Source organism: Nakamurella multipartita DSM 44233 (assembly GCF_000024365.1).
In the GTDB taxonomy this organism is placed as follows: domain Bacteria; phylum Actinomycetota; class Actinomycetes; order Mycobacteriales; family Nakamurellaceae; genus Nakamurella; species Nakamurella multipartita.
Genome location: NC_013235.1, coordinates 1,201,251 through 1,221,725 on the forward strand (window position 1 = coordinate 1,201,251; position 20,475 = coordinate 1,221,725).

20 protein-coding genes are annotated in these 20,475 nt (G+C 71.0%); 3 read left to right on the top strand and 17 right to left on the bottom strand.

Features of this window, described 5'->3' with window-relative positions; all coding sequences use genetic code 11:
- Position 1: 1 nt before the first annotated feature.
- Together egtB and egtA are read right to left on the bottom strand one after the other, a co-directional pair.
- Entirely contained in the window at positions 2-1,345 is a 1,344-nt protein-coding gene (gene egtB, locus NAMU_RS05405) for an ergothioneine biosynthesis protein EgtB (RefSeq protein WP_015746403.1), read from the bottom strand.
- Positions 1,342-2,679 (bottom strand): ergothioneine biosynthesis glutamate--cysteine ligase EgtA, encoded by a 1,338-nt coding sequence (gene egtA / locus NAMU_RS05410; protein WP_015746404.1) that lies wholly within the window; start codon positions 2,677-2,679, stop codon positions 1,342-1,344. Before egtA ends, egtB begins: the two co-directional genes overlap by 4 nt.
- Before the next feature lie 220 nt (positions 2,680-2,899).
- On the opposite strand from egtA, the gene NAMU_RS05415 reads away from it, so the two are divergent.
- From NAMU_RS05415 to NAMU_RS05425, 3 genes are all read left to right on the top strand, one after another.
- Positions 2,900-3,481 (top strand): sigma-70 family RNA polymerase sigma factor, encoded by a 582-nt coding sequence (locus NAMU_RS05415; protein WP_015746405.1) that lies wholly within the window; start codon positions 2,900-2,902, stop codon positions 3,479-3,481.
- On the top strand, positions 3,478-4,221 hold the full coding sequence (locus tag NAMU_RS05420) for an anti-sigma factor family protein (protein WP_015746406.1): 744 nt from the start codon (positions 3,478-3,480) through the stop codon (positions 4,219-4,221). The genes NAMU_RS05415 and NAMU_RS05420 overlap by 4 nt, the downstream gene beginning before the upstream one ends.
- Positions 4,222-4,302: 81 nt before the next feature.
- The gene (locus NAMU_RS05425; RefSeq protein ID WP_041368465.1) at positions 4,303-5,754 is read left to right on the top strand and encodes a hypothetical protein; all 1,452 of its coding nucleotides are present in this window, start codon (positions 4,303-4,305) and stop codon (positions 5,752-5,754) included.
- Here NAMU_RS05425 and NAMU_RS05430 read toward each other — a convergent pair.
- From NAMU_RS05430 to NAMU_RS05495, 15 genes are all read right to left on the bottom strand, one after another.
- Positions 5,751-6,104, bottom strand: coding sequence for an MmcQ/YjbR family DNA-binding protein (locus tag NAMU_RS05430; RefSeq protein ID WP_015746408.1), 354 nt, complete (start codon positions 6,102-6,104; stop codon positions 5,751-5,753). The two genes, NAMU_RS05425 and NAMU_RS05430, sit on opposite strands and share 4 nt — an antisense overlap.
- 69 nt (positions 6,105-6,173) lie before the next feature.
- The gene (locus NAMU_RS05435) at positions 6,174-7,343 is read right to left on the bottom strand and encodes an acetoin dehydrogenase dihydrolipoyllysine-residue acetyltransferase subunit (protein WP_015746409.1); all 1,170 of its coding nucleotides are present in this window, start codon (positions 7,341-7,343) and stop codon (positions 6,174-6,176) included.
- Between the two features lie 2 nt (positions 7,344-7,345).
- On the bottom strand, positions 7,346-8,362 hold the full coding sequence (locus tag NAMU_RS05440) for an alpha-ketoacid dehydrogenase subunit beta (protein ID WP_015746410.1): 1,017 nt from the start codon (positions 8,360-8,362) through the stop codon (positions 7,346-7,348).
- Positions 8,363-8,396: 34 nt separating this feature from the next.
- The gene (locus NAMU_RS05445) at positions 8,397-9,404 is read right to left on the bottom strand and encodes a thiamine pyrophosphate-dependent dehydrogenase E1 component subunit alpha (protein WP_015746411.1); all 1,008 of its coding nucleotides are present in this window, start codon (positions 9,402-9,404) and stop codon (positions 8,397-8,399) included.
- Positions 9,401-10,519 (bottom strand): ATP-NAD kinase family protein, encoded by a 1,119-nt coding sequence (locus NAMU_RS05450; RefSeq protein WP_015746412.1) that lies wholly within the window; start codon positions 10,517-10,519, stop codon positions 9,401-9,403. Before NAMU_RS05450 ends, NAMU_RS05445 begins: the two co-directional genes overlap by 4 nt.
- A 119-nt stretch (positions 10,520-10,638) precedes the next feature.
- The gene (locus NAMU_RS05455; protein ID WP_015746413.1) at positions 10,639-11,445 is read right to left on the bottom strand and encodes an acetoin reductase; all 807 of its coding nucleotides are present in this window, start codon (positions 11,443-11,445) and stop codon (positions 10,639-10,641) included.
- Between the two features lie 251 nt (positions 11,446-11,696).
- On the bottom strand, positions 11,697-12,752 hold the full coding sequence (locus NAMU_RS05460; RefSeq protein WP_015746414.1) for a 2,3-butanediol dehydrogenase: 1,056 nt from the start codon (positions 12,750-12,752) through the stop codon (positions 11,697-11,699).
- Between the two features lie 166 nt (positions 12,753-12,918).
- Entirely contained in the window at positions 12,919-13,221 is a 303-nt protein-coding gene (locus tag NAMU_RS05465) for a hypothetical protein (protein ID WP_041368467.1), read from the bottom strand.
- Positions 13,222-13,241: 20 nt separating this feature from the next.
- Complete coding sequence (locus NAMU_RS05470; RefSeq protein WP_015746416.1) at positions 13,242-14,912, bottom strand: helix-turn-helix domain-containing protein; 1,671 nt, start codon at positions 14,910-14,912, stop codon at positions 13,242-13,244.
- A gap of 261 nt (positions 14,913-15,173) precedes the next feature.
- The gene (locus NAMU_RS05475) at positions 15,174-15,626 is read right to left on the bottom strand and encodes a globin domain-containing protein (protein WP_015746417.1); all 453 of its coding nucleotides are present in this window, start codon (positions 15,624-15,626) and stop codon (positions 15,174-15,176) included.
- Between the two features lie 68 nt (positions 15,627-15,694).
- The gene (locus NAMU_RS05480; protein WP_015746418.1) at positions 15,695-17,098 is read right to left on the bottom strand and encodes a plasmid pRiA4b ORF-3 family protein; all 1,404 of its coding nucleotides are present in this window, start codon (positions 17,096-17,098) and stop codon (positions 15,695-15,697) included.
- A gap of 213 nt (positions 17,099-17,311) precedes the next feature.
- A complete protein-coding gene (locus NAMU_RS30365; protein WP_217180764.1) occupies positions 17,312-17,455 on the bottom strand; it encodes an HNH endonuclease signature motif containing protein in 144 nt (47 codons plus the stop codon).
- A 285-nt stretch (positions 17,456-17,740) separates the two neighbouring features.
- The gene (locus tag NAMU_RS05485; RefSeq protein WP_015746419.1) at positions 17,741-18,274 is read right to left on the bottom strand and encodes a hypothetical protein; all 534 of its coding nucleotides are present in this window, start codon (positions 18,272-18,274) and stop codon (positions 17,741-17,743) included.
- A gap of 3 nt (positions 18,275-18,277) precedes the next feature.
- Positions 18,278-18,832, bottom strand: a complete 555-nt coding sequence (locus tag NAMU_RS27045) for a hypothetical protein (protein WP_015746420.1) — start codon at positions 18,830-18,832, stop codon at positions 18,278-18,280.
- Between the two features lie 151 nt (positions 18,833-18,983).
- Entirely contained in the window at positions 18,984-20,402 is a 1,419-nt protein-coding gene (locus NAMU_RS05495; RefSeq protein ID WP_015746421.1) for a hypothetical protein, read from the bottom strand.
- Positions 20,403-20,475 lie beyond the last annotated feature (73 nt).

Genomic DNA, 20,475 nt, shown 5'->3' on the forward strand with positions numbered 1-20,475 from the left:
CTCAGCCCTCCCCGGGGGCGGCGTCACGCGCGCAGCGGAACCCGGCGAAGATCTGCCGCCGGATCGGGTAGTCCCAGTTGCGGAAGGTACCCCGGCAGGCGACGCGGTCGGCGGCGAACGAGCCGCCGCGCAGCACCTTGTACTCCGGGCCGAAGAAGACCTCCGAATACTCCCGGTAGGGCCAGGCGGCGAACCCGGGATAGCCGGTGAAATCGCTCGACGTCCACTCCCAGACGTCGCCGATCAGTTGCTGGATCCCCAGCGGGCTGGCGCCGGCCGGATAGGCGCCGACCGGGGCCGGCCCCAGATGGTCCTGCCCCAGGTTGGCCCGCTCCGCGGTCGGGTCGTCCTCGCCCCACGGGTACTGGCGGGTGGTGTCGGAGACCGGGTCGTACCGGGCCGCCTTCTCCCACTCGGCTTCGGTAGGCAACCGCCGGCCGGCCCAGCGGGCGTAGGCGTCGGCCTCGTACCAGCACACGTGCAGCACGGGCTCATCCGGGGGTACCGGCTCGGTCCGGCCGAACCGGCGCCGCACCCACTCCGGGCCCTCGCGCCGCCAGAACAGGGGCGCGGCCAGACCGACCCGCTGGACGTGCGCCCAGCCGGCCGGGTCCCACCAGCGGCGGGTGGCGTAGCCGCCGTCGGCGATGAAGTCCTGGTAGTCGGCGTTGGACACCGGCACCGTGTCCAACCAGAACGCGTCCACGTGCACCGGATGCGCGGGACGCTCGTTGTCCAGGGCCCACGGGTGGGCCGAGGTGCCCATGGTGAACGGGCCTGCCGGGACCAGCGTTTGCGCCGGCAGCCGGTCGCCCGGGGCCGCCGGCGGGGGCGGCGCGGACAGCACCGGTTCGCCTTGCCGCAGCTGGTGGGTGGCCAGCATCGTCTCAGCGTGCTGCTGTTCGTGCTGGGCGATCATGCCGAAGACGAACCCGTCCTCGGTCAGCCGCCGTCCCCGCAGCGGGGTGCGGTCGAGCAGGTCGATGACCTTGGACCGGACGTCGGCGACGTACGTGCGGGACTGGGCCGGGTCCAGCAGGGGCAGGCTCGGCCGGTCGGCGCGCGGATGCTGGAAGGCGTCGTAGAGCTGGTCCACCGTCTCCGGCAGGAGCGGGTCGCGGCCGCCCACGTCCCGCAGCAGCCACAACTCCTCCTGGTTGCCGATGTGCGCCAGGTCCCAGACCAGCGGCGACATCAGGGTGGAGTGCTGGCGAATGAGGTCGTCGTCGTCGACCGCCTCGGTCAGCAGGGCGGTCCGTCGGCGGGCCCGGGTCAGGTCGTCGACGATCCGCGACCGGATCTCGTCGTCGGTGCCCTGCGCCGGCTCCCTGTTCGGTGCGCTCATGCCGTTCCCTCCCGGTGGTTCTCGGATTCATCGCATGCGGGTTCGCGCCCGGCGCCGGCGGGCGGGTCGTCGGCCGGCGAGCGGCCGCGCAGCGTCCAGCGCTGCAGGTATCCCTCGACCGGGTCGGCGAACCGGGCCGCGGTCGGGTCCCGCCGCAGGGCCTGCGCGGCGGTGGTCAGCAATGCCGTCGCCGCCCGGCCCAGCGCGGGATCCCGCACCCCGGACCGGGCCGCCGTCCGCCAATGCTCCTGGACCGGTTCACACGTCGCCCGGGCCTGGTCGGCGGCCGCCGGATCGTCCAGCAGGGCCGCGATCACCGCGGCCGGCACGATCCACCAACAGCCCGGCAGGGCATCGAGGTAGCGGATCTCCAGATGCCCACGCGGTCGGACCGGCGGGAACAGGGTGCTCAGGTGGTAGGCCAGGTCGTCGACGGTGGGGGCCGGGCGGTCCGGGACCGCGCGGCGGCCGTGCCGGATCCAGGACCGCATGCTCAACTCGGGCGGGGCCGACCAGTCGTCGTGCTCGCGCCGGATCAGCATGACCGGCGCATCCAGCGACCATCGGGTGAAGGCGGTGGCCGGATCCTCGCCCGGGGCGCGGGGCGGCGCCCCGGTGCGGGCCGGGTCCAGCTCCTGCCAGATGGCCTGCCGGGTGCTCTGGAAGCCGGTCGCCCGGCCCAGCCGCCGCGGGGAGTTGGCGAAGGCGGCGACCAGGGTGGGGCCGATCGCGTGCAGCAGTTCCCACCGGCGGTGCAGGTCGACGGCCGGGGTCGCGGCCTCCACGTTGACCTGCACCGATGCGGTCGAGCACATCATCGCCGGCCCGGTCGCGCCCCAGGGCCGGAAGTACCGCTCCATGGCTCGGTAGCGAGGCTGATCGGTGATCCGCCGGGGAGGCCGGATCGGATCGACCCCCAGCCCGACCAGGCGAGCGCCCCGGCCCCGGGCGCGTCGACGCAGCCGCGCCAGGTCGTGATGAACGGTGTCCACCGTGGCGGCCAGGCTGTCACCGGGGCGGGAGCTGAGCTCGACCTGCCCCCCGGGCTCCACCGTGACCCGACCGTCCAGACCCCCGCCGGGCGGGCTGTCGGGCGGGCCGTCGATCAGGCGGTCGATCAAGTGCGGGTACTGCTCGTGCGGGTAATGCGTGGCCAGGGCGTCGTCGCCGGTGCCGGCCACCAGGAACTCCAATTCCAACCCGACCCGGTGCGGGGGCCCGTTCTTGAAGAAGGTCCGTGGGATCCAGGCCTCGGCGGCCGCTTCGGACAGGGTCGGTTCGACCGGCAGGTCGCTGAACGTCGTCGTCGACGGCGCGGTGGTGACGGGTCTCATCGGCGGCCTCCTGCGGTCGTCCGGGCTCGCGTCGAGCCCGGGTCGGTGCGGTAGTTCCCCATCTGAGCTCCAGTGTCTCTCCGAGGTCTGACAGTCGGCCCGACAGCGGGCCCACCCATGGTCTCGCGGATGGTCTCGCGGGAGGTCGGACTGAACCATTGCCCCGTCCCGGTCGTGCTTCTGGCAGCGTGTCGGGAACGGGCGAGGACGGGAGGTGAGCGTGGCCGACGACGATCGGGGCGGGCCCGTCACCGACCGGGGACCGGCGCCGGTCGAGCCGGAACTGGACGTCCCGGAACTGGACGACGCCGCGTTGCTCAAGGCGCTGCACGACGAGCACGCCACCGCCCTGTGGCATTTCGTGCTGCACCTGACCGGCGGCGACCGCAGCCGGGCCGAGGACGTGGTCCAGGAGACCCTGTTCCGGGCCTGGCGGCGGCCCGCGGTGCTGGCCCAACAGCAGTCCTCGGCCCGCGGCTGGCTGTTCACCGTGGCCCGCAACATCGTCGTGGACGGGTGGCGGGCCGACCGCCGGCGGCCGACCACGTCCACCGAGTCGGTGCCCGAACCCTTGCAGCCCGATGCCACCGACCGGGCGTTGCAGGCGATGGTGGTCGCCGAGGCGATGCAGCGACTCAGCCATGACCACGGCGCCGTCCTGCTGGAGTGCTACTACCGGGGGTGCACCGCCGCGCAGGCCGCCGCCCGGCTGGACATCCCGATCGGCACGGTCAAGTCGCGGCTGCACTACGCCCTGCACGCGCTGCGGTTGGTCCTGGAAGAGATGGGGGTGGTGAAGTGACCCAGCAGCCGGCCGATGACGACCTGCTCTGTCACGACGACGCCGCCTACGTGCTGGGCGCGCTGTCCGCGGCCGACCGCCGGGCGTACGAGGAGCACCTGCGGGAGTGCCAGACCTGTCAGGCCTCGGTGCGCCGCCTGGCCGGAATGCCCGGCCTGCTGGCGTTGGCCGCCCCGGACGCGATCGGCGATGCGGACCCACCGGTGCCGCCGTCCCTGCTGCCCACCCTGCTGCGGCGCGCGCGCCGCGCCGACCGGCGGCGCCGCCGGTTGGTCGGCGGGGTGGTCGGTGGGCTGGCGGCGGCGACGGCCGTGCTGCTGGTGGTGCTCGTCTGGGCGATCGCCCGGCCCGGCGCGGCCCCGACGAACAGCGCGGACGCGGGGACCTCGACCAGTGCCTCGGCCGGGTCGAGCGCCGGCCCGATCGCCGCACCGGACGAAACGGTGCCGCTGGACCAGGTGCTGCCCGGGCCGATGACCGCCACCCTGGAGCTGGACGACAAGCGCTGGGGGACGGCGATCACCGTCGTCTGCTCGTACGAGCAATCGATGCGGGGGTCCGTCCCCTACGACCTGGCCGTCGTCGACACCGACGGGCAGGTGACCTCGGCCGGCTCTTGGAGCGGGGTGCCGGGGGTGACCGCCCGCGTGCCGGTGGCCACCGCGGTGACCCGCGACCACATCTCGGCGTTCGAGATCCGGTTGGCCGACGGCCGGACCATTCTTCGCGGTTCGCCGTAGCGAATGCGGATTGGCGAAATGTCAATCCGCCACGCGAGCAAATACCCGGTGATCAGGTTCACGCGCAGTACCTTCGGGCCCATGACCCGTCGGATCATGCTGTTCGAACTCAACGAGGTCCCGTGGCGGATCGTCGACGAATTCGTCGCCGACCACCCCACCTCGGCACTGGCCCGCCTGCTGCCCCGGACCCGTTGCTACACCTCGATCGCCGCGGACCGCGGGCATCTGTCGCCGTGGACGACGTGGCCGACGGTGCACCGCGGGGTCAATGACGAGCAGCACATGATCAGCGCATTCGGGCAGGATCGCGCCGAGGCGGACAAATGCTTCCCGCCGGTGTGGCAGTTGCTGCGCTCGGCCGGGGTGTCGGTGGGGGTCTGCGGCTCGCTGCACAGTTTTCCGCCGCCGCCGGACATCGACGGCTACAGCTTCTACCTGCCCGACCCGTTCGCCACCGAGCCGATCGCCCATCCCGAGCAGCTGATTCCGTTCCAGGAATTCCAGCTGATGATGGTCCGGGCGTCGGCGCGCAATGTCGACACCGCGGTGCCGCGGGACGCGGCGCTGAAGTTCCTGCGGACCAGCCACCGGATCGGGGTGCGGGCCGGCACTTTCGCGGCCCTGGCCGGTCAGCTGGCCAGCGAGCGGCGCCGGCCCTGGCTGAGCACCCGCCGTCGCTCCATGCAGGCCATGGTCGCCTTCGACGTCTACGCCAAGTCCCTGTCCGACAGCCGGCCGGCGTTCAGCTCGTTCTTCACCAATCACGTCGCGTCGGCGATGCACCGGTACTGGGCGGCCGGGCATCCCGGCGACTACGACGAGATCGGCCTGGGCGAGGACTGGATGGACCGGTACCGCGAGGAGGTGCCCTGGGCGATGGCCCGGGCGGACCGGATGATCGGCCGGCTGGCCGACTTCGCGGACGAGAACCCCGACTACGAGCTGTGGATCGCCTCCAGCATGGGCCAGGGGCCGACCATGGCCCAGGCCCTGGAGACCCAGCTCTACCTGCAGGATCCGGGCCGGTTTCTGCAGGAGGTGGCCGGCGTGCCGCAGGACGGGTGGAGCCGGCGGCCGGCGATGAACCCGCAGTGCAACGTCCGGGTCGCCCCCGACCACGTGGCCGCGGTCGACCAGGCCCTGCGCACGGTCACCGTCGCCGGCCAGCCGTTGGTGTTCCGCCCGGCGGCCGACGGGTTCTTCTCGATGGACTGGGGGCAGCCGAACCTGCACGACGTGCCGGACGCGGTCCGCGTGGCCGGCGTGGTCCGGGACCCGGGCGAGCTCGGCCTGCAGGCGGTCGAGATCGAGGAGCGCTCGGACACCACCGCCTACCACGTGCCCGACGGGGTGCTGGCCATCTACGATCCGCAGGACACATCGGCCAAACCCGGTATCCGGCGCGATGTCTCGGTGCTGGAAGTGGCGCCGGCCATCCTGCACACCTTCGGCGTGACGGTGCCCGGGTACATGCAGGAGCCGTCGGTGCTGCGCCGCGAACTGGTCCCGCACTCGGTCGGCACGTTCTAGCCGGGCGAGGGCTGGTGCTGCCGGCGCATGTCCCAGGCGTCGGTGATCAACTCCTGCAGGCGGGCGGCATTCACCCGGTCCAGCCGGACCAGCACCAGCGCGGCGTGTTCGTACGCCGCGGTGGTGAAGAACAGCTCGGGTTCGCCGCGGATCAGGGCCTGCTTCTCGGCCTCGTCGCCGACGAACAGCACCGCGATGTCGGTACGGATCCGCCGCCCGCGCCCGAACCCTTCGGGGTAGGACCAGATGAATCCCCGGTTATCGACGCGGAAGTCGAAGCCGTCACTGGGGATCTCCACGACGCCGGGCAGCGCCAGCGCGATCCTGCGCACATCCGCTGCCTCAGCCACGGGGCGAGGGTACCGGGGCCGGCCGACGAGGGGCACGGAACGGACGCCGGTACCCCTCGTCGGTGACGATCAGCTCGTGCCGATGGCCTGGTGAATGGCCGCGACCACCTCGTGCGGCTTTTCCATGTGGGCCATGTGTCCGGCCCCGTCGACCACGTGCACCGGGACCCGGCTGCCCAGGGCCGAGGCATTCGCCGCCGGGACGATGGCGTCCTGCGCGCCCCAGACGGCCACCGTCGGGCCGCCGAACGAGGCCAGCGCCGCGGTCACGTCGACGCCGTCGGCCAGGTGCGTGGACAACGTGGCCAGGGCGACATCGACGCCGTCGATCCGCTTGTACCGCAACAGGTCGTCGATCAACTGGCGGTGCACCAGCGACGGATCGGCGAACAGCTCCAGCAGGTGCGGCTTGAGTTCCCGCCGGGTCTGCGCCCCGGCGAACCCGCGCAGGTACTCCACGTTGATCTGCGGCCCGACGCCGGCCGGGGAGATCAGCGTCAGCGAGGACACCCGCCCGGCGGCCGCCGGGCTGCCGGCGACCGCCGCCACCACCGCCCCGCCCATCGAGTGCCCGACCAGGTGCACGCGGGAGAGCTCAAGGGCGTCCAGGAACCCGATGACGATCGCGGCCAGCGAATCGATCGTGCCGGGCCCGACGTCCTTGCTCGACGCGCCGTGCCCGGGCAGGTCCAGCGCGTACGTCGCCCGGGGCCGATCGGCGTCGGCGGCGATGGGTTCCTGGACGAACATCCAGGAGTCCTTGTCCCCGCCGTACCCGTGCACGAAGACCACGGCCGTCTCCGCCGTCGGCTCCTCCGGGGCCAGCACCGCGTAGGCGATGGTGGTCCCGTCGAGCTGGACGGTGCCCAGCTTCGGGCCGGAATCGTCGACGATGTCACCGGAAGCCAGCTGCTCGCGGGCCTGGGCCAGCGCCGCGTCGATCTCCTCCTGCGGCACGTCGGCGTCGGCGACCAGGGCGATCGTGCCGCCCACCGGCACGTCCACCATCGTGTCCACGACCAGGGCCCGGACGGTGCCGGCCCAGGTCGATTCCAGGGCGCCGGCGATCTTGTCGGTGTCGATCTCGCAGATGTCCTGGCCGTGGGCCAGCTCGTCACCCTCGGCGACGAACCAGTCGGTGACCTTGCCGGACTCCATCGACAGGCCCCACTTGGGCATGGTGATCCGCTGGATGCGGTCGGTCACTTGGCTGGGGGCGGTTTCTTCCGTCGTGGTCACGGTCATCGGCTCCAGTCGGTGACGGTCTTGACCGCGTTGAGGATGTCCTGCGCCTGCGGGATGTAGGCCTCCTCCAGGGAACGGGCGAACGGCACCGGGACGTGCGGCGGGCTGACCATCTTGATCGGCGCCTTCAGGTCGCCGAACGCCTCGGAGACCACCTGGGCGCTGATGTCGGTGGCCATGTTGCACCGCGGGCTGGACTCGTCGACGATGACCAGCCGGCCGGTCTTCTCGACCGATTCCAGGATGGTGTCCAGATCCAGCGGGCTGGTCGTGCGCGGGTCGATGATCTCGGCCTGGATGCCGGAAGCCTCGAGCTCGGCCGCCGCCTCGACGGCCTTGCTGACCATCCAGCCCATGGCCACGATCGTCACGTCGTCGCCCTCCCGCACCACGTTGGCCTCACCGAACGGGATGGTGTAGCTCTCCTCCGGAACCGGCCCGGTGACGTCGTACATCGCCTTGTGCTCCAGGAAGATCACCGGGTCGTTGTCCCGGATCGATTGGATCAGCAACCCTTTCACCTCGTACGGGCTGGAGGGCAGGACCACCTTGAGGCCGGGCAGGTGGGTGAAGATCGGGTAGAGCGCCTGCGAGTGCTGGGCCGCGGCCGACAGCCCGGCGCCGTACATCGCCCGGATGGTCACCGGGGTGACCGCCTTGCCGCCGAACATGTACCGGAACTTGGCCGCCTGGTTCATGATCTGGTCCAGGCAGACGCCCATGAAGTCGACGAACATCAGTTCCGCGACCGGCCGCAGCCCGCGGGTGGCGGCGCCGACGGCCGCGCCGATGAAGCCGGACTCGGTGATCGGGGTGTCCAGGACGCGGTCCGGGAACTTGGGGTACAGGCCCTTGGTGACGCCGAGAACGCCGCCCCAGGCGTCGTCGTCGCCGTCTCCGGCGACCCCGCCGGCCACGTCCTCACCCATCACGATGACGCTCGGGTCGCGTTCCATCTCCTGGGCGAGGGCCTCGTTGACCGCCTCGCGGTAGCTGATCGTGCGTGTTGCCATGATCGTTGTCTCCCTTGATCGTTCGCGAGTCGGTTCAGTACTTGACGTAGACGTCGGTGAGCAGGTCGGCGGCACCGGGGACGGCGGCGGCCTTGGCCTCGGCCACCGACTCGTCGATCAGCTGCGCCACTTGCGCGTCGACCTGGTCCAGCTGGGCGTCGGTGAGCCGGCCGGTCTCGGTGACCCGGGCCCGGAATCGCTTGAGGCAGTCCAGGCTTTCCCGGGCGTGACCGATCTCGTCCTTGGGCCGGTAGGTCTGCTGGTCGCCCTCGAAATGGCCGTAGTAGCGGGTCAGCTTGACCTCGATCAGGGTCGGGCCGCCACCCTCCCGGGCCCGCCGGATGGCCTCGCCGGCCACCTCGTAGACGGCGAAGAAGTCGAAGCCGTCGACGATGACGCCGGGCATCCCGTAACCGGCGGCGCGGTCGGCGATGTTGTCCGCGGAGACCGACCACTTGGCCGCGGTCGCCTCGGCGTAGCCGTTGTTCTCGGCCACGAAGATCGCCGGCAGGTTCCACACCGAGGCCAGGTTCATCGCCTCCGCGGTGGTGCCCTGGTTGGAGGCGCCGTCGCCGAAGAAGGCGATCCCGACGCCCCCGTCGCCCTTGATCTTGGACGCCAGCGCGGTGCCGCAGATCAGCGGCGGGCCGCCGCCGACGATGCCGTTGGCGCCGAGCATGCCCTTGGACAGATCGGCGATGTGCATCGAGCCGCCCTTGCCGCGGCAGGAACCGGTGGTCCGGCCGAAGATCTCGGCCATCATCGGCTTGATGTCCACGCCCTTGGCGATGCAGTGGCCGTGCCCGCGGTGGGTGGAGGCGATGGTGTCCCGGTCCTCGTCCAGGTGGGCGCAGATGCCGGCGGCCGAGGCCTCCTCGCCGGCGTACAGGTGCACGAATCCGGGGATGTCGCCGGTGGCGAACTCGTCGTGCACCCGGTCCTCAAACATCCGGATCGACTTCATCGTCCGGTAGGCCCGTAGCAGGCGTTCGGGGGTCAGCCCGTCGTCGACGTCCGAGGGACGGTCGAGCATCGCGGTCATGATGACTCCTTCTCTGGGTTCCGGCCGGGGCCGGGAGTGGACGAGCGGGAAAGCAGGGTGGAGCGGGCGGTCGAGGCGCTCAGGGCGGTGGGCACGTCGATCACCCGGGGGCCGTCGTGCCGCAGGGTGACGGTGACCGTGTCGTCGGGACCGAACTCGATCTCGCGTTCGCCGTCGACGGCGACGGTTCCCCTGGGCTCCCGGACCGGATGCGGCCGGTCGGGGAGCAGTTCGCCGACCTCGCGGACCCCGACCGGCTGCAGCAGGCCGGGGGCGAGCGGGGCCAGCACGGTGTGCCCGGCGCGGGCCGGGTCGTCGAGCAGGACCGCCGCGCCGTGCCGATCGCGGCGGTGGGTGGGCATCAGCCGGCCGACGATGGAGGACAGGCCGATGCCGTGCGGTTCGCCGAACGTGCAGTACAGCTCGCGCAGCGAGGTCCCGGTCCACAAGGCCCGGGACCCGATGTCGACGGCGGTGCTCACGCAGGCGTCCACCAGGGCGACCTCGTGGTCGACCCGGCCGTCGGCCCGCCGCACCTGGACGTGCAGCATCTTGCCGCGGGTGGTCGGGGCGGCCGCCGCCCCGACCGCGATCATGCCCAGCGCCATGCCGGCGACGGTGGCCTCGATCATGATCGGGAAGGCGTTGTTGGTCCCGGTGGACAGGGCCAGCATGGGGGTGTCACCCAGCCCCGGCACCGCAGCCCGCATGGTGCCGTCGCCCCCGAGCAACACGACGGCCGCCGAGCACTGGTCGGCCATGATCCGGGCGTAGGCCGTGGTGTCGGCCGCGGTGCCGGTGGGGTGGTCCAGTTCCAGGAACTCGACCTTGGGCCAGCGCAGATGGGCGGTGGAGCGGGCGTTGGCCAGCCGGGTCATCTCCCGCTGCACGCCGGCCGCGATACCGAAGGTGTCGGTGGACAGCAGCACCCGCTCGACCCCGAGAGTGCCGGCCGAGCGCAGGATCCGCAGCACCATGCTGGCCTTCTCGGTGTTCGGGAACACCGAGGCCTGGGACACGATGCGGCGGATGTCGCGGCCGGACATCGGGTTGGGGATGATGCCGATGGCGCTGCCCGGCACCACCGGCAGGTCGTCCCCGCGTTCGAGTATCACTGCCTGCCCACCCCTTCCTTCCCGCGCGGATCAACTACGCCGGCGCGGCTCAACTCACTCGAAATGTGACTGGTGTGGCGGAAGTCGACGACTTCATCCGCGCGGACGCGGGCTGCGGCCTACCGGTAGACCATGCCGCCGTCGATGAGCACCGACTGACCGGTCATGTAGTCCGAGTCCGGCCCGGCCAAGTACGAGACAAAATTGGCCACGTCGTCGGCGGTCTGCGACCGACCCAGGGCAATCGTGTCCGAGAACTGTTGGAAGGTGGCGCCTTTCTCGGCACCGGTGAGATCGGCGAAGCGCTGGTCGATCTCGACCCACATGTCGGTGCCGACCACGCCGGGGCAGTAGGAATTGACCGTGATGCCGAACGGGGCGTACTCCTTGGCCGCGGCCTGGGTCAGCCCGCGAACGGCGAACTTGGTGGCGCAGTAGACGCCGAGCATGGCGAATCCGTCGTGGCCGGCGATGGACGCGGCGTTGATGATCTTCCCGTTGTTCTTCACCCCCTTGCCGCCGGTAGTGGCGCCGCGCTGCTTGAACTTGGCCGCCGCGGCCTGGATGCCCCACAGCACACCCTCGACGTTGACCGCGAGGATCTGGCTGACCTCTTCGGGGGTGACGTCGTCGATCGGGTTGACTTGGGCGATGCCGGCGTTGTTGATCATGATGTCGAAACCGCCGAGGGCGGATTCGGCGTGGTTGACGGCCGCGTAGACCTGCGAGCGATCGGTCACGTCGGCGGCGAAGACGGTGGCCTTGCGGCCCAGTGCACTGACCTCGTCGGCGACGTCCTGCATCGTCGAACGCTCGCGGTCGACGATGGCGATGTCGGCACCGTCCTTGGCCAGGCGCAGCGCGATGCCGCGGCCGATCCCTCGGGCCGCGCCGGTGATCAGGGCAACCTTGCCTTCGATGCTCATGCGGTGATGGTCCTTTCGACGGGTGGAACCGGGCCCGGGAGCGGGCCGGTCGGGTCGGTCGATGCTGTGCGGGATGCCCGCGAGCGGGCGTCCGCTCCGGGTCTCGGGTGGCGCTGGATTCCCCTGCGCGGATCAACTCGCCGGAAATGTGACTGATGGGACGGGAGTCAACGACTTCGGGCGCGCCGGGGAAGTTGATCCGCGCGGGCAGGGGGCGCGGGGGAGGGGCGGGGGGAGGGGCGGCGGGGGGGTCAGGGGTGGACGAGGATCTTGACGTTCTCGGCCTTGTGGTCGATCAGCTCGCGGAAACCGCCCTCGACGATGTCGTCCACCGCGATCTTGCCGGTGATGAACTGGGCGGCATCGACTTTGCCGTCCTGCAGCAGCTTGATGGTGGGTTCGTGGTCGTTGCAGTAGGCCAGCGACCCGATGATCGACACCTCGTTGAAGACCAGGTCGTTCATCGCGACGGTGGCCTCGTGGCCCCAGATGGCCACGTTGACGACGGTGCCGCCGCCCTTGGTCGCCCTGATCGCCTGCGCGGTGGCCCCGTTGAAGCCGGCGCATTCGAACGAGACGTCGGTGCCCACACCGCCGGTGAGATCCTTGATCGCGGCGACGATGTCGGTGTCCGTCGGGTCCAGCACGGTGCTCGCGCCGGCCGCCGCGGCCTTGACCTTGCGGACCTCGGCCGGCTCCACCACGATCACGTTCTCGATGCCCTGCGCCTTGAGCGCCGCCACCGTGACCAGGCCGATGGGCCCGGACCCGTAGACGGTGGCGCTGTCACCCGGGCGGGCCTTGGACAGCCGGACCGCGTGATAGGCCACGGCCAGGGGCTCGATCAGCGCGCCGATGTCGGTGGGCAGGTCGCCGATCGGGAAGGTGCGCTTGGCGTCGGCGACGACGAATTCGGAGAAGCCGCCGCCCCCACCGGACAGACCGATGAAACCCAGGGTGTCGCAGACGTTGTAGATGCCGGCCCGGCAGCGGGCGCAGGTGCCGCAGGTGATGTAGGGCTCGACCACCACCCGCTCGCCGACCGAGACGTTGGTGACGCCGTCGCCGACATCGGCGACGATCCCGGCGAACTCGTGCCCCAGGCAGACCGGCACGGTTTCCCCGGTCAGCGGGTGCGGCGATCCGGCCGGCGGCGCGAAGATGGGACCGTCCAGGTACTCGTGCAGGTCGGTGCCGCAGATCCCGCACCACTCGATCTTGACCTTGACCGTCCCCGGGCGGACGGTCGGCTCGGGGATCTCCTCGATCCGGATGTCCTTGTTCCCGTAGTACATGGCTGCCTTCATGCGTGGGCGTCCTTCCTGGGGCGGATTGACCGGAGCGAGCGCGATGCTCGCCATCGCGGCGGACGGTTCGGGCCATGCTGTGGCCCCCGTCACGGTGTGCAGGAAGGCTAGGACGGTGAGGGTGGCAGCGGGGTTGCAGCGGGCCGGCCGGCCCGGCGGACCGGGGCTAGAGCAACCCGCGGGTGAACCATTCGGTCTCGAATTCCACCAGCCGATCCCACTCGTCCAGGATCGGTCGGTAGGCCTCCAACCAGGCCTGATAGGCCGGTCCCTGGGTCGCCCGGTCGTAGCTGGTCCGATCGGGCCACCGCGCGATGGCCAGGACGGCGGCCGCGTCCTGCAGCTGCTCCAGGTCCAGTTCCACGGCCGGATCCAACGTTCGGTAGTGCGGTGCGATGCGGGCGCGCAGCAGGTCTCGCACCGCCTCGGCCGGCACGCCCGGCCGGAGCCGCCAGCGCCGATAGGTCACATCACGCGGCCCCGACCCGGTCACCGGCCGGGTGCCGTCCGCACTCCGGTGGCGCGGGCGCCGACCGGCTGAGGAGGAACCGAGCGCCGGCCGGCCATCGCGGGCACGCCGAACTCCCGGTCGATCCGGCGCAACCGGGCGGCAAGGTAAGCCCGGGCGGAATCGGCGGCCGGCAGGCGGGACAGCAGCAGCCGGATGGCCTGCGGGTCCATCGCGCCGACCTCGGACTCGACCCACCGGCGCAGGTGCGCGACGCCGGGAGCGGACAGCACGGCGTGCCGAACGCCCTCGTGCAGTTCGTCGCGGAGCAGTTCGATCGGCAGCACGCTGGACCGGGGGAGCAGCGGCCCGCCGTAGGCGTCCAGTGCGGCACCGAGCTTGCCGGCCCGGACCAGCCGGGTGACTTGCAGGAAGTCGGCCGTGAGCACCAGGTCGGGTTCGAAGCAGTAGGGGTTGGACCGGATGCAGCCATCGAGAATGGCCCGGATGCGGTGCATCTCGGCTCGTACCGTGGTCCGGATCCCGTCGTCGCCGTAGATCTCGCTGGCCAGCTCGTCGGCGGTCAGCCCGTGGGGGCTGGTCGCCAGCAGGGTCAGGATCTCGGCCCGGCGTTGGGACAGGCCCACCTCGCGGCCGTTGACCACGGCGCGAGCCTCGCCGGCCCCGAGGAAGCGCAGCTCCAACGTCGGCCGGGCCGCTCGGGTGCGCGCCGGGGGCAATTCGACGATGAGGTACTCGCCCTGCGGCTGGGCCGGTAGTTCGGAGCCGTCGGGCAGGGTGAGCCGGCCGGTCCGGTGGGCCTGGTCGATCAGGCTCGGGGTCAGCGTCGGCAGCTCGCCGAGCACGGGCCGGCCGCCCGGACTGAGCAGGGCGATGCCGTCGACCGCGCGGTGCTGCTGACGGACCAGGTCGCGGGCCCGTTCGTCGGCCTCCCGACGGGCGCCGCGGAGCATCTCGTGCACCAGGGCGGCGCCGCAGCGGACCAGGGCGAGTGCATCGGGATGGGCGTTGCGATAGGGCCCGGACACGTCCAGCACGCCGAGCAGGGCCCGCGTCTCCGGGTCGTACACCGGCGCGGCGCTGCAGACCCAGTTGTGGTGGCTGCGGACCAGGTGCTCGGCCGAGAACACCTGGTTGGCCCGGCCCTCGACCACGGCGTTGCCGATGGCGTTGGTACCGACGGCATCTTCGGACCAGCGAGCGCCCTCGACGAATTCCAGACTCTCGGCCAACCGGATCACATCCGGCGAACCGACCCGCCACAGCACCTCGCCGGCCGCCGAGGCGATCACCAGGATGTGTGTACCGACCACCGAGTCGTCGCCGAGCAGCCCGGCCAGCGCCGGGACGAATGGGGCCAACGGATGCTCGGCCCGCAATCGGCGGATCTCCCGGATCTCGTGCAGGCGCGGTGGGCGCTGGCTGTCCGGATCGACGCCCGCGGCCAGGGCCCGGCCCCAAGAACTCTGGATCCGGTCGGAGACGAAGGCATCCATGTCCCCGGACAGCACCTTCTCGTAGGCCGCCCGCAACGCCCGGGCCCGATCGTCCGGATCCAGGAAGGCGGCGCGGGCCCGCGGGCGCAACTCATGGTCGTGCGCATCCGCGCCCAGGAACTGCCCGAGCAGATCCACGGGTCCGCTGTCGGGTCCGCCGTCCGGCCCGCGGGGAGGTGCTGAGCGCTCAGTCATGGCCGTCCTCACATCGGTGTCGGTCTCGCGGCACGCCGTGCGCACGAACCGCCCATCAGGGGACGAACAGGTTCACACGCCGCGTTGCGCACCTCCATGGTGTCCGCGCGCCGGACCGCTGACAAGGGGGCTGCGGCTGCGATGCCTGCAACCCGGATTGCCCAGTGATGAGAGTGGTTGTCGGTCAATCGATATGAGGGGTCAGGCCGAGGCTCGCAGGATCGGCGAAGGGGCCCGGTTGCAACCCTGCTGCAACCCCGGCTAGCGGGTCACCGGGCCGTCCCAGTCCCACTGCGGCACGGCCAGCCCGGGCGGCACCTGGTCGCGGTCCTCGTGGGTCAGCACCCGGTCCACCGCCCACGTCATGTACTCGCGCATCGCCGTCCGGAACGCCGGGTCGTCGGGCAGATCGGCGTCGTCCATGGCCTGCACGAAGCACGCCACGAACCGTCGGCCCAGGTCGGACATGTCACCGTTGCCGGCATGCATCCGCAGCACCCCCGACTCGGTGCCGCACCGATCGGAATAGGTGCTCGGCCCGCCCAGCACCTGCGCCCAGTAGGCGGCCAGGCGCGCAACGTGCTCGGGGTGCTGGCCGGGATGGGAGAACGGGTGGTTGAGCTCCGGGTCCTGCAGGCACCGCTGGTGGTGCGCCTGGGCCAGGGCCAGCAAGGCCGGGTCGCCACCGGCGAATTCGTACAACGAGGCTCGCATGCGGCAATCCTGCGCCTCGGCCGTCGTCAGCGCGAGAGGCCCGAGCCGGTCTGATCGGGTTGGTCCGGTCATCCGCCCAGCGCTGCGCGGGCCAGCACGCGGGCGGCCGCCGGCACCGCCTCGTCGCGGCGCTCCGGCCAACTGTGCCGGCTGGGCAACAAGCCGGCGTACTCGAAGGCGATGGAGGTCGCCCACATCATGTGGACGGCGCCCCGTGAGTTGATCGCCTCGCCCTCGCCGTCGCGCCAGCCGGCGGCGGTCAGGCCCTCCGCGACGAGGCTTTCCCGGGCTTGCTTGGACAGTCCCGTGGCGACCCCGAGCAGGAACAGCACACCGGCCTGGCGTTCCCCCTCGGCTCGTGGCCCCCGCGCGGTCTCGGCGACCGGGAGCACGTCGACCAGGTGCTGCCAGAGAAAGTCCGGGTCGTCGATGACCCGCTGGCCGGCCCTGCTCGGCACCAACCGGCCGTTGGCCTTGCGGAGCAGGCCCAGACGGTGGGCCGACTCGCGCAGGTGCAGCACGGGAACGGTGTCGCGCTCCCGACTCGCGCGCCCGATCCACAGCTTGTCCAGATCCAGGGCCAGGGCCGCGTCCCGGACCACGGCCGGCGGGAGATAGCCGGCCGCCGTGAGGGTCACGCCGCCGGGACCGATGCGGTTGAGCAACCATCGATAGTGTCCGCCGACCTGGTGGCGCTGCCACGGTTCCACGACGGGTGGTGGCGCGGCCAGGGCATCCAGGGCCGTGCCGATCGCCGGCGAGGCGGAGATCTCGGCCAGCAGCCCGCCCAGCAGTGAATCCGGGTCGATGGCCGGTGATCGCAGCCCGCCGCGGTTTTTCAGCGCCTCGTTCACCTGCTCTGGTTCGAAGTGGGCCGGGTCGAAGTCCGCCCCGGCCCACCGTCGTAGCTCCCCGTGGTCGGGATGACTCGGGTCGGCCAGGATCTGCAGCAGGTGGGCGTACCCCCCGATGCCACCGCAGTCCTCCGGCGGGCAGGCCCACTCGCCGCCGACGCAGCGGGCCGGATCGGCGCCCGGCGACCGGTCCATCACCTCCTCGAGATCGAGTGTGTGCGACCAACTGTCACCGAAGTCGTACTCGTAGAACAGGCGGTCGCCCGGTCCGACGAGCACCTCGTCCAGGCGGACCCGTCGCTCGTCGATTCCGACGATGCCTTCGGCCAAACCGGCCGGCATCACGTAGTTCTCGGCCTCCGGGTCGTGAACCTGCCCGCCGCTGGCGAACTGGTGCAAGTGGTAGTCCTGCCAGCCCATCACCATCTGCAGGACGTCGTGGACCCGGTCAAGGAAAAGGTCGCTGGCCAGATCGACACGCCGCCACACCGGCGGCTGCGCACCAGTCAGTTCGACGTGCACCCGATAGGTGACGGGTACCTCGCGGCGCGGACGACGGCGAGACGCCGGGACAGCCTGCAGGTGACCGCCGGCCGGCCGGGAACTGGGCGTGGACACCGCGGCAGGCTATCTCGTCGTCCGGACTCGTCATTGGCGGATTCGGTGCAGGGTGTTGCGGAGGGGTTGTTGGTGGGGTCGATCCAGGTGGGCGGGATGATCTCGGGGTGGCCGTCGGGGGCCGTGCGGATGCGCCAGTGGCCGGTGTGGATGAGGGTGTGGTGGTGTCCGCACAGAACGGCACCCGGCCTGAGGATGGTGGGGCTGTGACCATCAGTCGTCGGCCCAGGTGTGGATGTGGTGCAGGTCGGACCAGCGGGCGGGGCGGTCGCAGCCGGGGAAGACGCAGCCTTGGTCGCGCAGGGTGATGGCGCGGCGGATGACGGTGGGCCAGGTGCCCGCAGCGAGCAATGTCATACCCGGGAAGCTTCCAGTATTCGGCGTGCAGCAGCCGGTCCAGACCGACCCGCACTTGCTCGGCGACGCGGGTCACGTCGTCGAGGTTGGTCACCGCCGCGGTCATGCGAAAACCATCCCACACGTGTACGACACTACGCCCTGAGCAGGGATGATTCGGAGACCTTGCCCGGGCGACGATCGACCGTCCAGCTCAGATGCGAGGTGCGCGGGGGCATCGGGGGAGCGGTGTTGGACCGACAAATGACGCCGGGAACATAGTAGGAATCCCCCGACAGCGCTGGACTACTTCACCGGGCCCGCCTCGAAGACCATCTGCAGGCCATCGTCGGGGTGGTAGGTCCAGGTGACGTTGCAGTTGCGCCCCTCGGCGTCTCGGGTCCCGTCGAGCGCGCGCGTTTGGCCCATGCGGTCGAGAACGGCGGAGCTGAAGCCGAGCTCGTCGAGCATGGCGCGCAGACCCGGCTGGGCCTTGGCCGCGCCGGAATCGAAGACCACCACGCTGACTGAATCGGAATCGCCGGTGACGACAGCGGTATCACCCAGGTGGCGTTCGGCAACCTCGATCAGATTTGGCGTCGCGGCCTTGGCGGATTCGGTCGCCGCCAGTTGGTTGCTCGTGCTCACCCACAGCGCGGTCACGACCCCCAAGGCGACCGTTAGGACGCCGATCACGGCGAGCAGGATCGGGGTCCGGGACCGCGCCGACGAACCCGGTGCCATCGCGTCCGGGGCGATGACGGGAACCGGGCCGGTGGGTGCATCAGGGTGGTAGAAGGGGTCGGCGCCGTTGTCCGGGGGAATGATCGGGGTTGTCATCGATCAACTCACCTGGGTCCAGGGAGCGCATCGCCGGGACTCGAACGCCCGGTCCGACGGGTCGATCGTCACCACGGTCGCACCGTTGCTGTTCGAGATGATGTCGTTCAGTGAGCCGCTCGTCCCGGACAGCCGTGCCCAGTAGCAGTCCCCGTTCTCCGATCGGTACGTTCCGGGCTGGACGTCGACGCCCACCAGATTGATCCCGTCCTTGATGGTCGTGGAGGGTCCGGCCGCCGCCTCTGTCACGGTGACGGTCGTCGTGACGCTGACCGGTGGTGCCGTGATCGTGGTCGGAGCGGCCGTGACGGTCGCGGTCGCGGTGGTGGTGGCGGTCACGGTTCCTGGTGGTGCCATGGACGTAACGGTGGCCGGCGCCGCGACCGGCTGCCCGGCGCTCCTCGTGGCCGACGCCCGGCCGACAGCAACGGCGGCGACGAGCGCGACGACCATGGCCGCGATCGCCACGATCCTGCCGCGGCTGGATTTCTTGGTCTGGATGGCCGGCGGTGGTTCCGGGAATCCCGGGTACTGCATTCCCCCTGGGGTGGTACTCACGATCGCTCCTTCGCGATGGTCGGGTCGTGATTCAGCAATGGGATGAATGGGATGTCGTTTCGTCACGCAGAATGGCTCGACGAATTCGAATGCACCCGATCGGGTCGTCCGGGAGCCGACCCCGCTGCGGCTCCGGGACGCCCGGCCCGGCTCAGGCAGCTGCGGATTCGGTGCCAGAGGCTCCCGTCAACGCGGTCATCGCCTGCCCGAGCAGCCGGTCCAGCCCCAACCGGAGTCCGTCCGCCTCCTTGTCGATCTTGGTCGCGTTGCTCCCGACCAGTCCGGCCAATCGCTTGACCTCGTCGATGCGGCCGAGCAGATCGATTGCTTCGGTGAGCTTCTCGCGCGCGGTGTCGATCTCCGCGTCTTCCCGCCGCGCATCCGCGGCGACTGCCGCCAGCCGCAACATCTGGACGACAGTGCGCAGCATGGCCGGGTCGTCGTACTCGGGGTCGAAGGCCATGACGATTCGGCGGGCGGTGATCGTCTGGATGGTGCGGCCCCCCAGCTGGTCGGGGCTGCGGACCAGACCCAGCGACGCCAGCGCCGTCCGGTTGCGTTCGGCCTCGTCCAGGTAGCTGTTCCAGGACGTCCGCTTCGAATCGGTCATCTCGATGACGACGTTGACGGCACCGCCGTCCACCGCGAGCACCCCGTCACCCTTCTTGCTCCGGGGCACGGCGCCGGGGCGAGTGCCCGTGGCGGCGTATTCGTCGCCCAGACCGGCGGCGATCCCGTCCATTAACTCGTGGACTCGCTGCTCGAAGGTGCCTCCCTTGAGCGTGGTGAGCCTCGCGGTGGCGGCGGCTGCCTCCGCGGCGGCGTGGGCCTGCCGGACCGCGGCCGTCAGCTCCTCGACCTTGGCTTCCAGTTCCCGATGGTTCTTGTCCAGAGACTGGCTGAGCTCCTGCTGTTGCCGGGTGAGCTCGGCATTGTGCTTGGCGATCGGCGAGGTCGGGTCGGCCGGATCGAACTGCCGAGTGACCCGCTCGATCAGGTCGGCGGTCTGCTTGGTGGCGCGGTCGTCCAAGTCCCGACCGAAGCGGTCCAGGACCGGTCCGAGCCGAGCCAACAGCTCGGGGTTCTCACCACCGAGCAGCCGGCCGACCTCGTCAGCCAGCGACTTGCGGGCGCCCTCCACGTTGTCCGAGAAACTCCGCCGGGCGGCGATTCCCGCATCGGTGATGGCCTTCCTGGCCTCGGTCGAGGCGCGCTCCATCGCTGAGGTGGCGGCCGTGACGGCGTCGGCAGTCGCGGCTGCGGCTTTGCTACTGGCCTCGGCCGTCCGGTCCCCGACCTGCGCGACCAGGGTGTCGAGGCGGATCTGGTCCTGGACGCCGCCGGCGCCGGCGATCGCATGCACGCCGATGGTGATCGCCTGGGTGACGAACGCGGCGAGATCGGCATCGCCCATGTCGGCCGGGGTGACGATGGGGCCGCGGTGCCCGGTGGCCCACCGGCGCGACTCGGTGACGACCACCGGTTCGGTGATCGACAGTGACGCGATGACGACTGCGTCGTGGTGCGTGTCGTAGTGGGCCGAGGCCGGCCCGGTGGCGATGCTGGTCATGGGTTCCTCCGTGGTCGAGACGAGTGATGGACGACTGGTCACCAGCCTCAAGTCGCATTCGACCAACGTCATC

Coding starts and splice junctions, on each gene's coding strand:
- egtB (WP_015746403.1), bottom strand. CDS start 1,345: ATGAGCGCACCGAACAGGGAGCCGGCGCAGGGCACCGACGACGAGATC.
- egtA (WP_015746404.1), bottom strand. CDS start 2,679: ATGAGACCCGTCACCACCGCGCCGTCGACGACGACGTTCAGCGACCTG.
- NAMU_RS05425 (WP_041368465.1), top strand. CDS start 4,303: ATGACCCGTCGGATCATGCTGTTCGAACTCAACGAGGTCCCGTGGCGG.
- NAMU_RS05440 (WP_015746410.1), bottom strand. CDS start 8,362: ATGGCAACACGCACGATCAGCTACCGCGAGGCGGTCAACGAGGCCCTC.
- NAMU_RS05445 (WP_015746411.1), bottom strand. CDS start 9,404: ATGACCGCGATGCTCGACCGTCCCTCGGACGTCGACGACGGGCTGACC.
- NAMU_RS05455 (WP_015746413.1), bottom strand. CDS start 11,445: ATGAGCATCGAAGGCAAGGTTGCCCTGATCACCGGCGCGGCCCGAGGG.
- NAMU_RS05460 (WP_015746414.1), bottom strand. CDS start 12,752: ATGAAGGCAGCCATGTACTACGGGAACAAGGACATCCGGATCGAGGAG.
- NAMU_RS05470 (WP_015746416.1), bottom strand. CDS start 14,912: ATGACTGAGCGCTCAGCACCTCCCCGCGGGCCGGACGGCGGACCCGAC.
- NAMU_RS05475 (WP_015746417.1), bottom strand. CDS start 15,626: ATGCGAGCCTCGTTGTACGAATTCGCCGGTGGCGACCCGGCCTTGCTG.
- NAMU_RS30365 (WP_217180764.1), bottom strand. CDS start 17,455: ATGACATTGCTCGCTGCGGGCACCTGGCCCACCGTCATCCGCCGCGCC.
- NAMU_RS05485 (WP_015746419.1), bottom strand. CDS start 18,274: ATGACAACCCCGATCATTCCCCCGGACAACGGCGCCGACCCCTTCTAC.
- NAMU_RS05495 (WP_015746421.1), bottom strand. CDS start 20,402: ATGACCAGCATCGCCACCGGGCCGGCCTCGGCCCACTACGACACGCAC.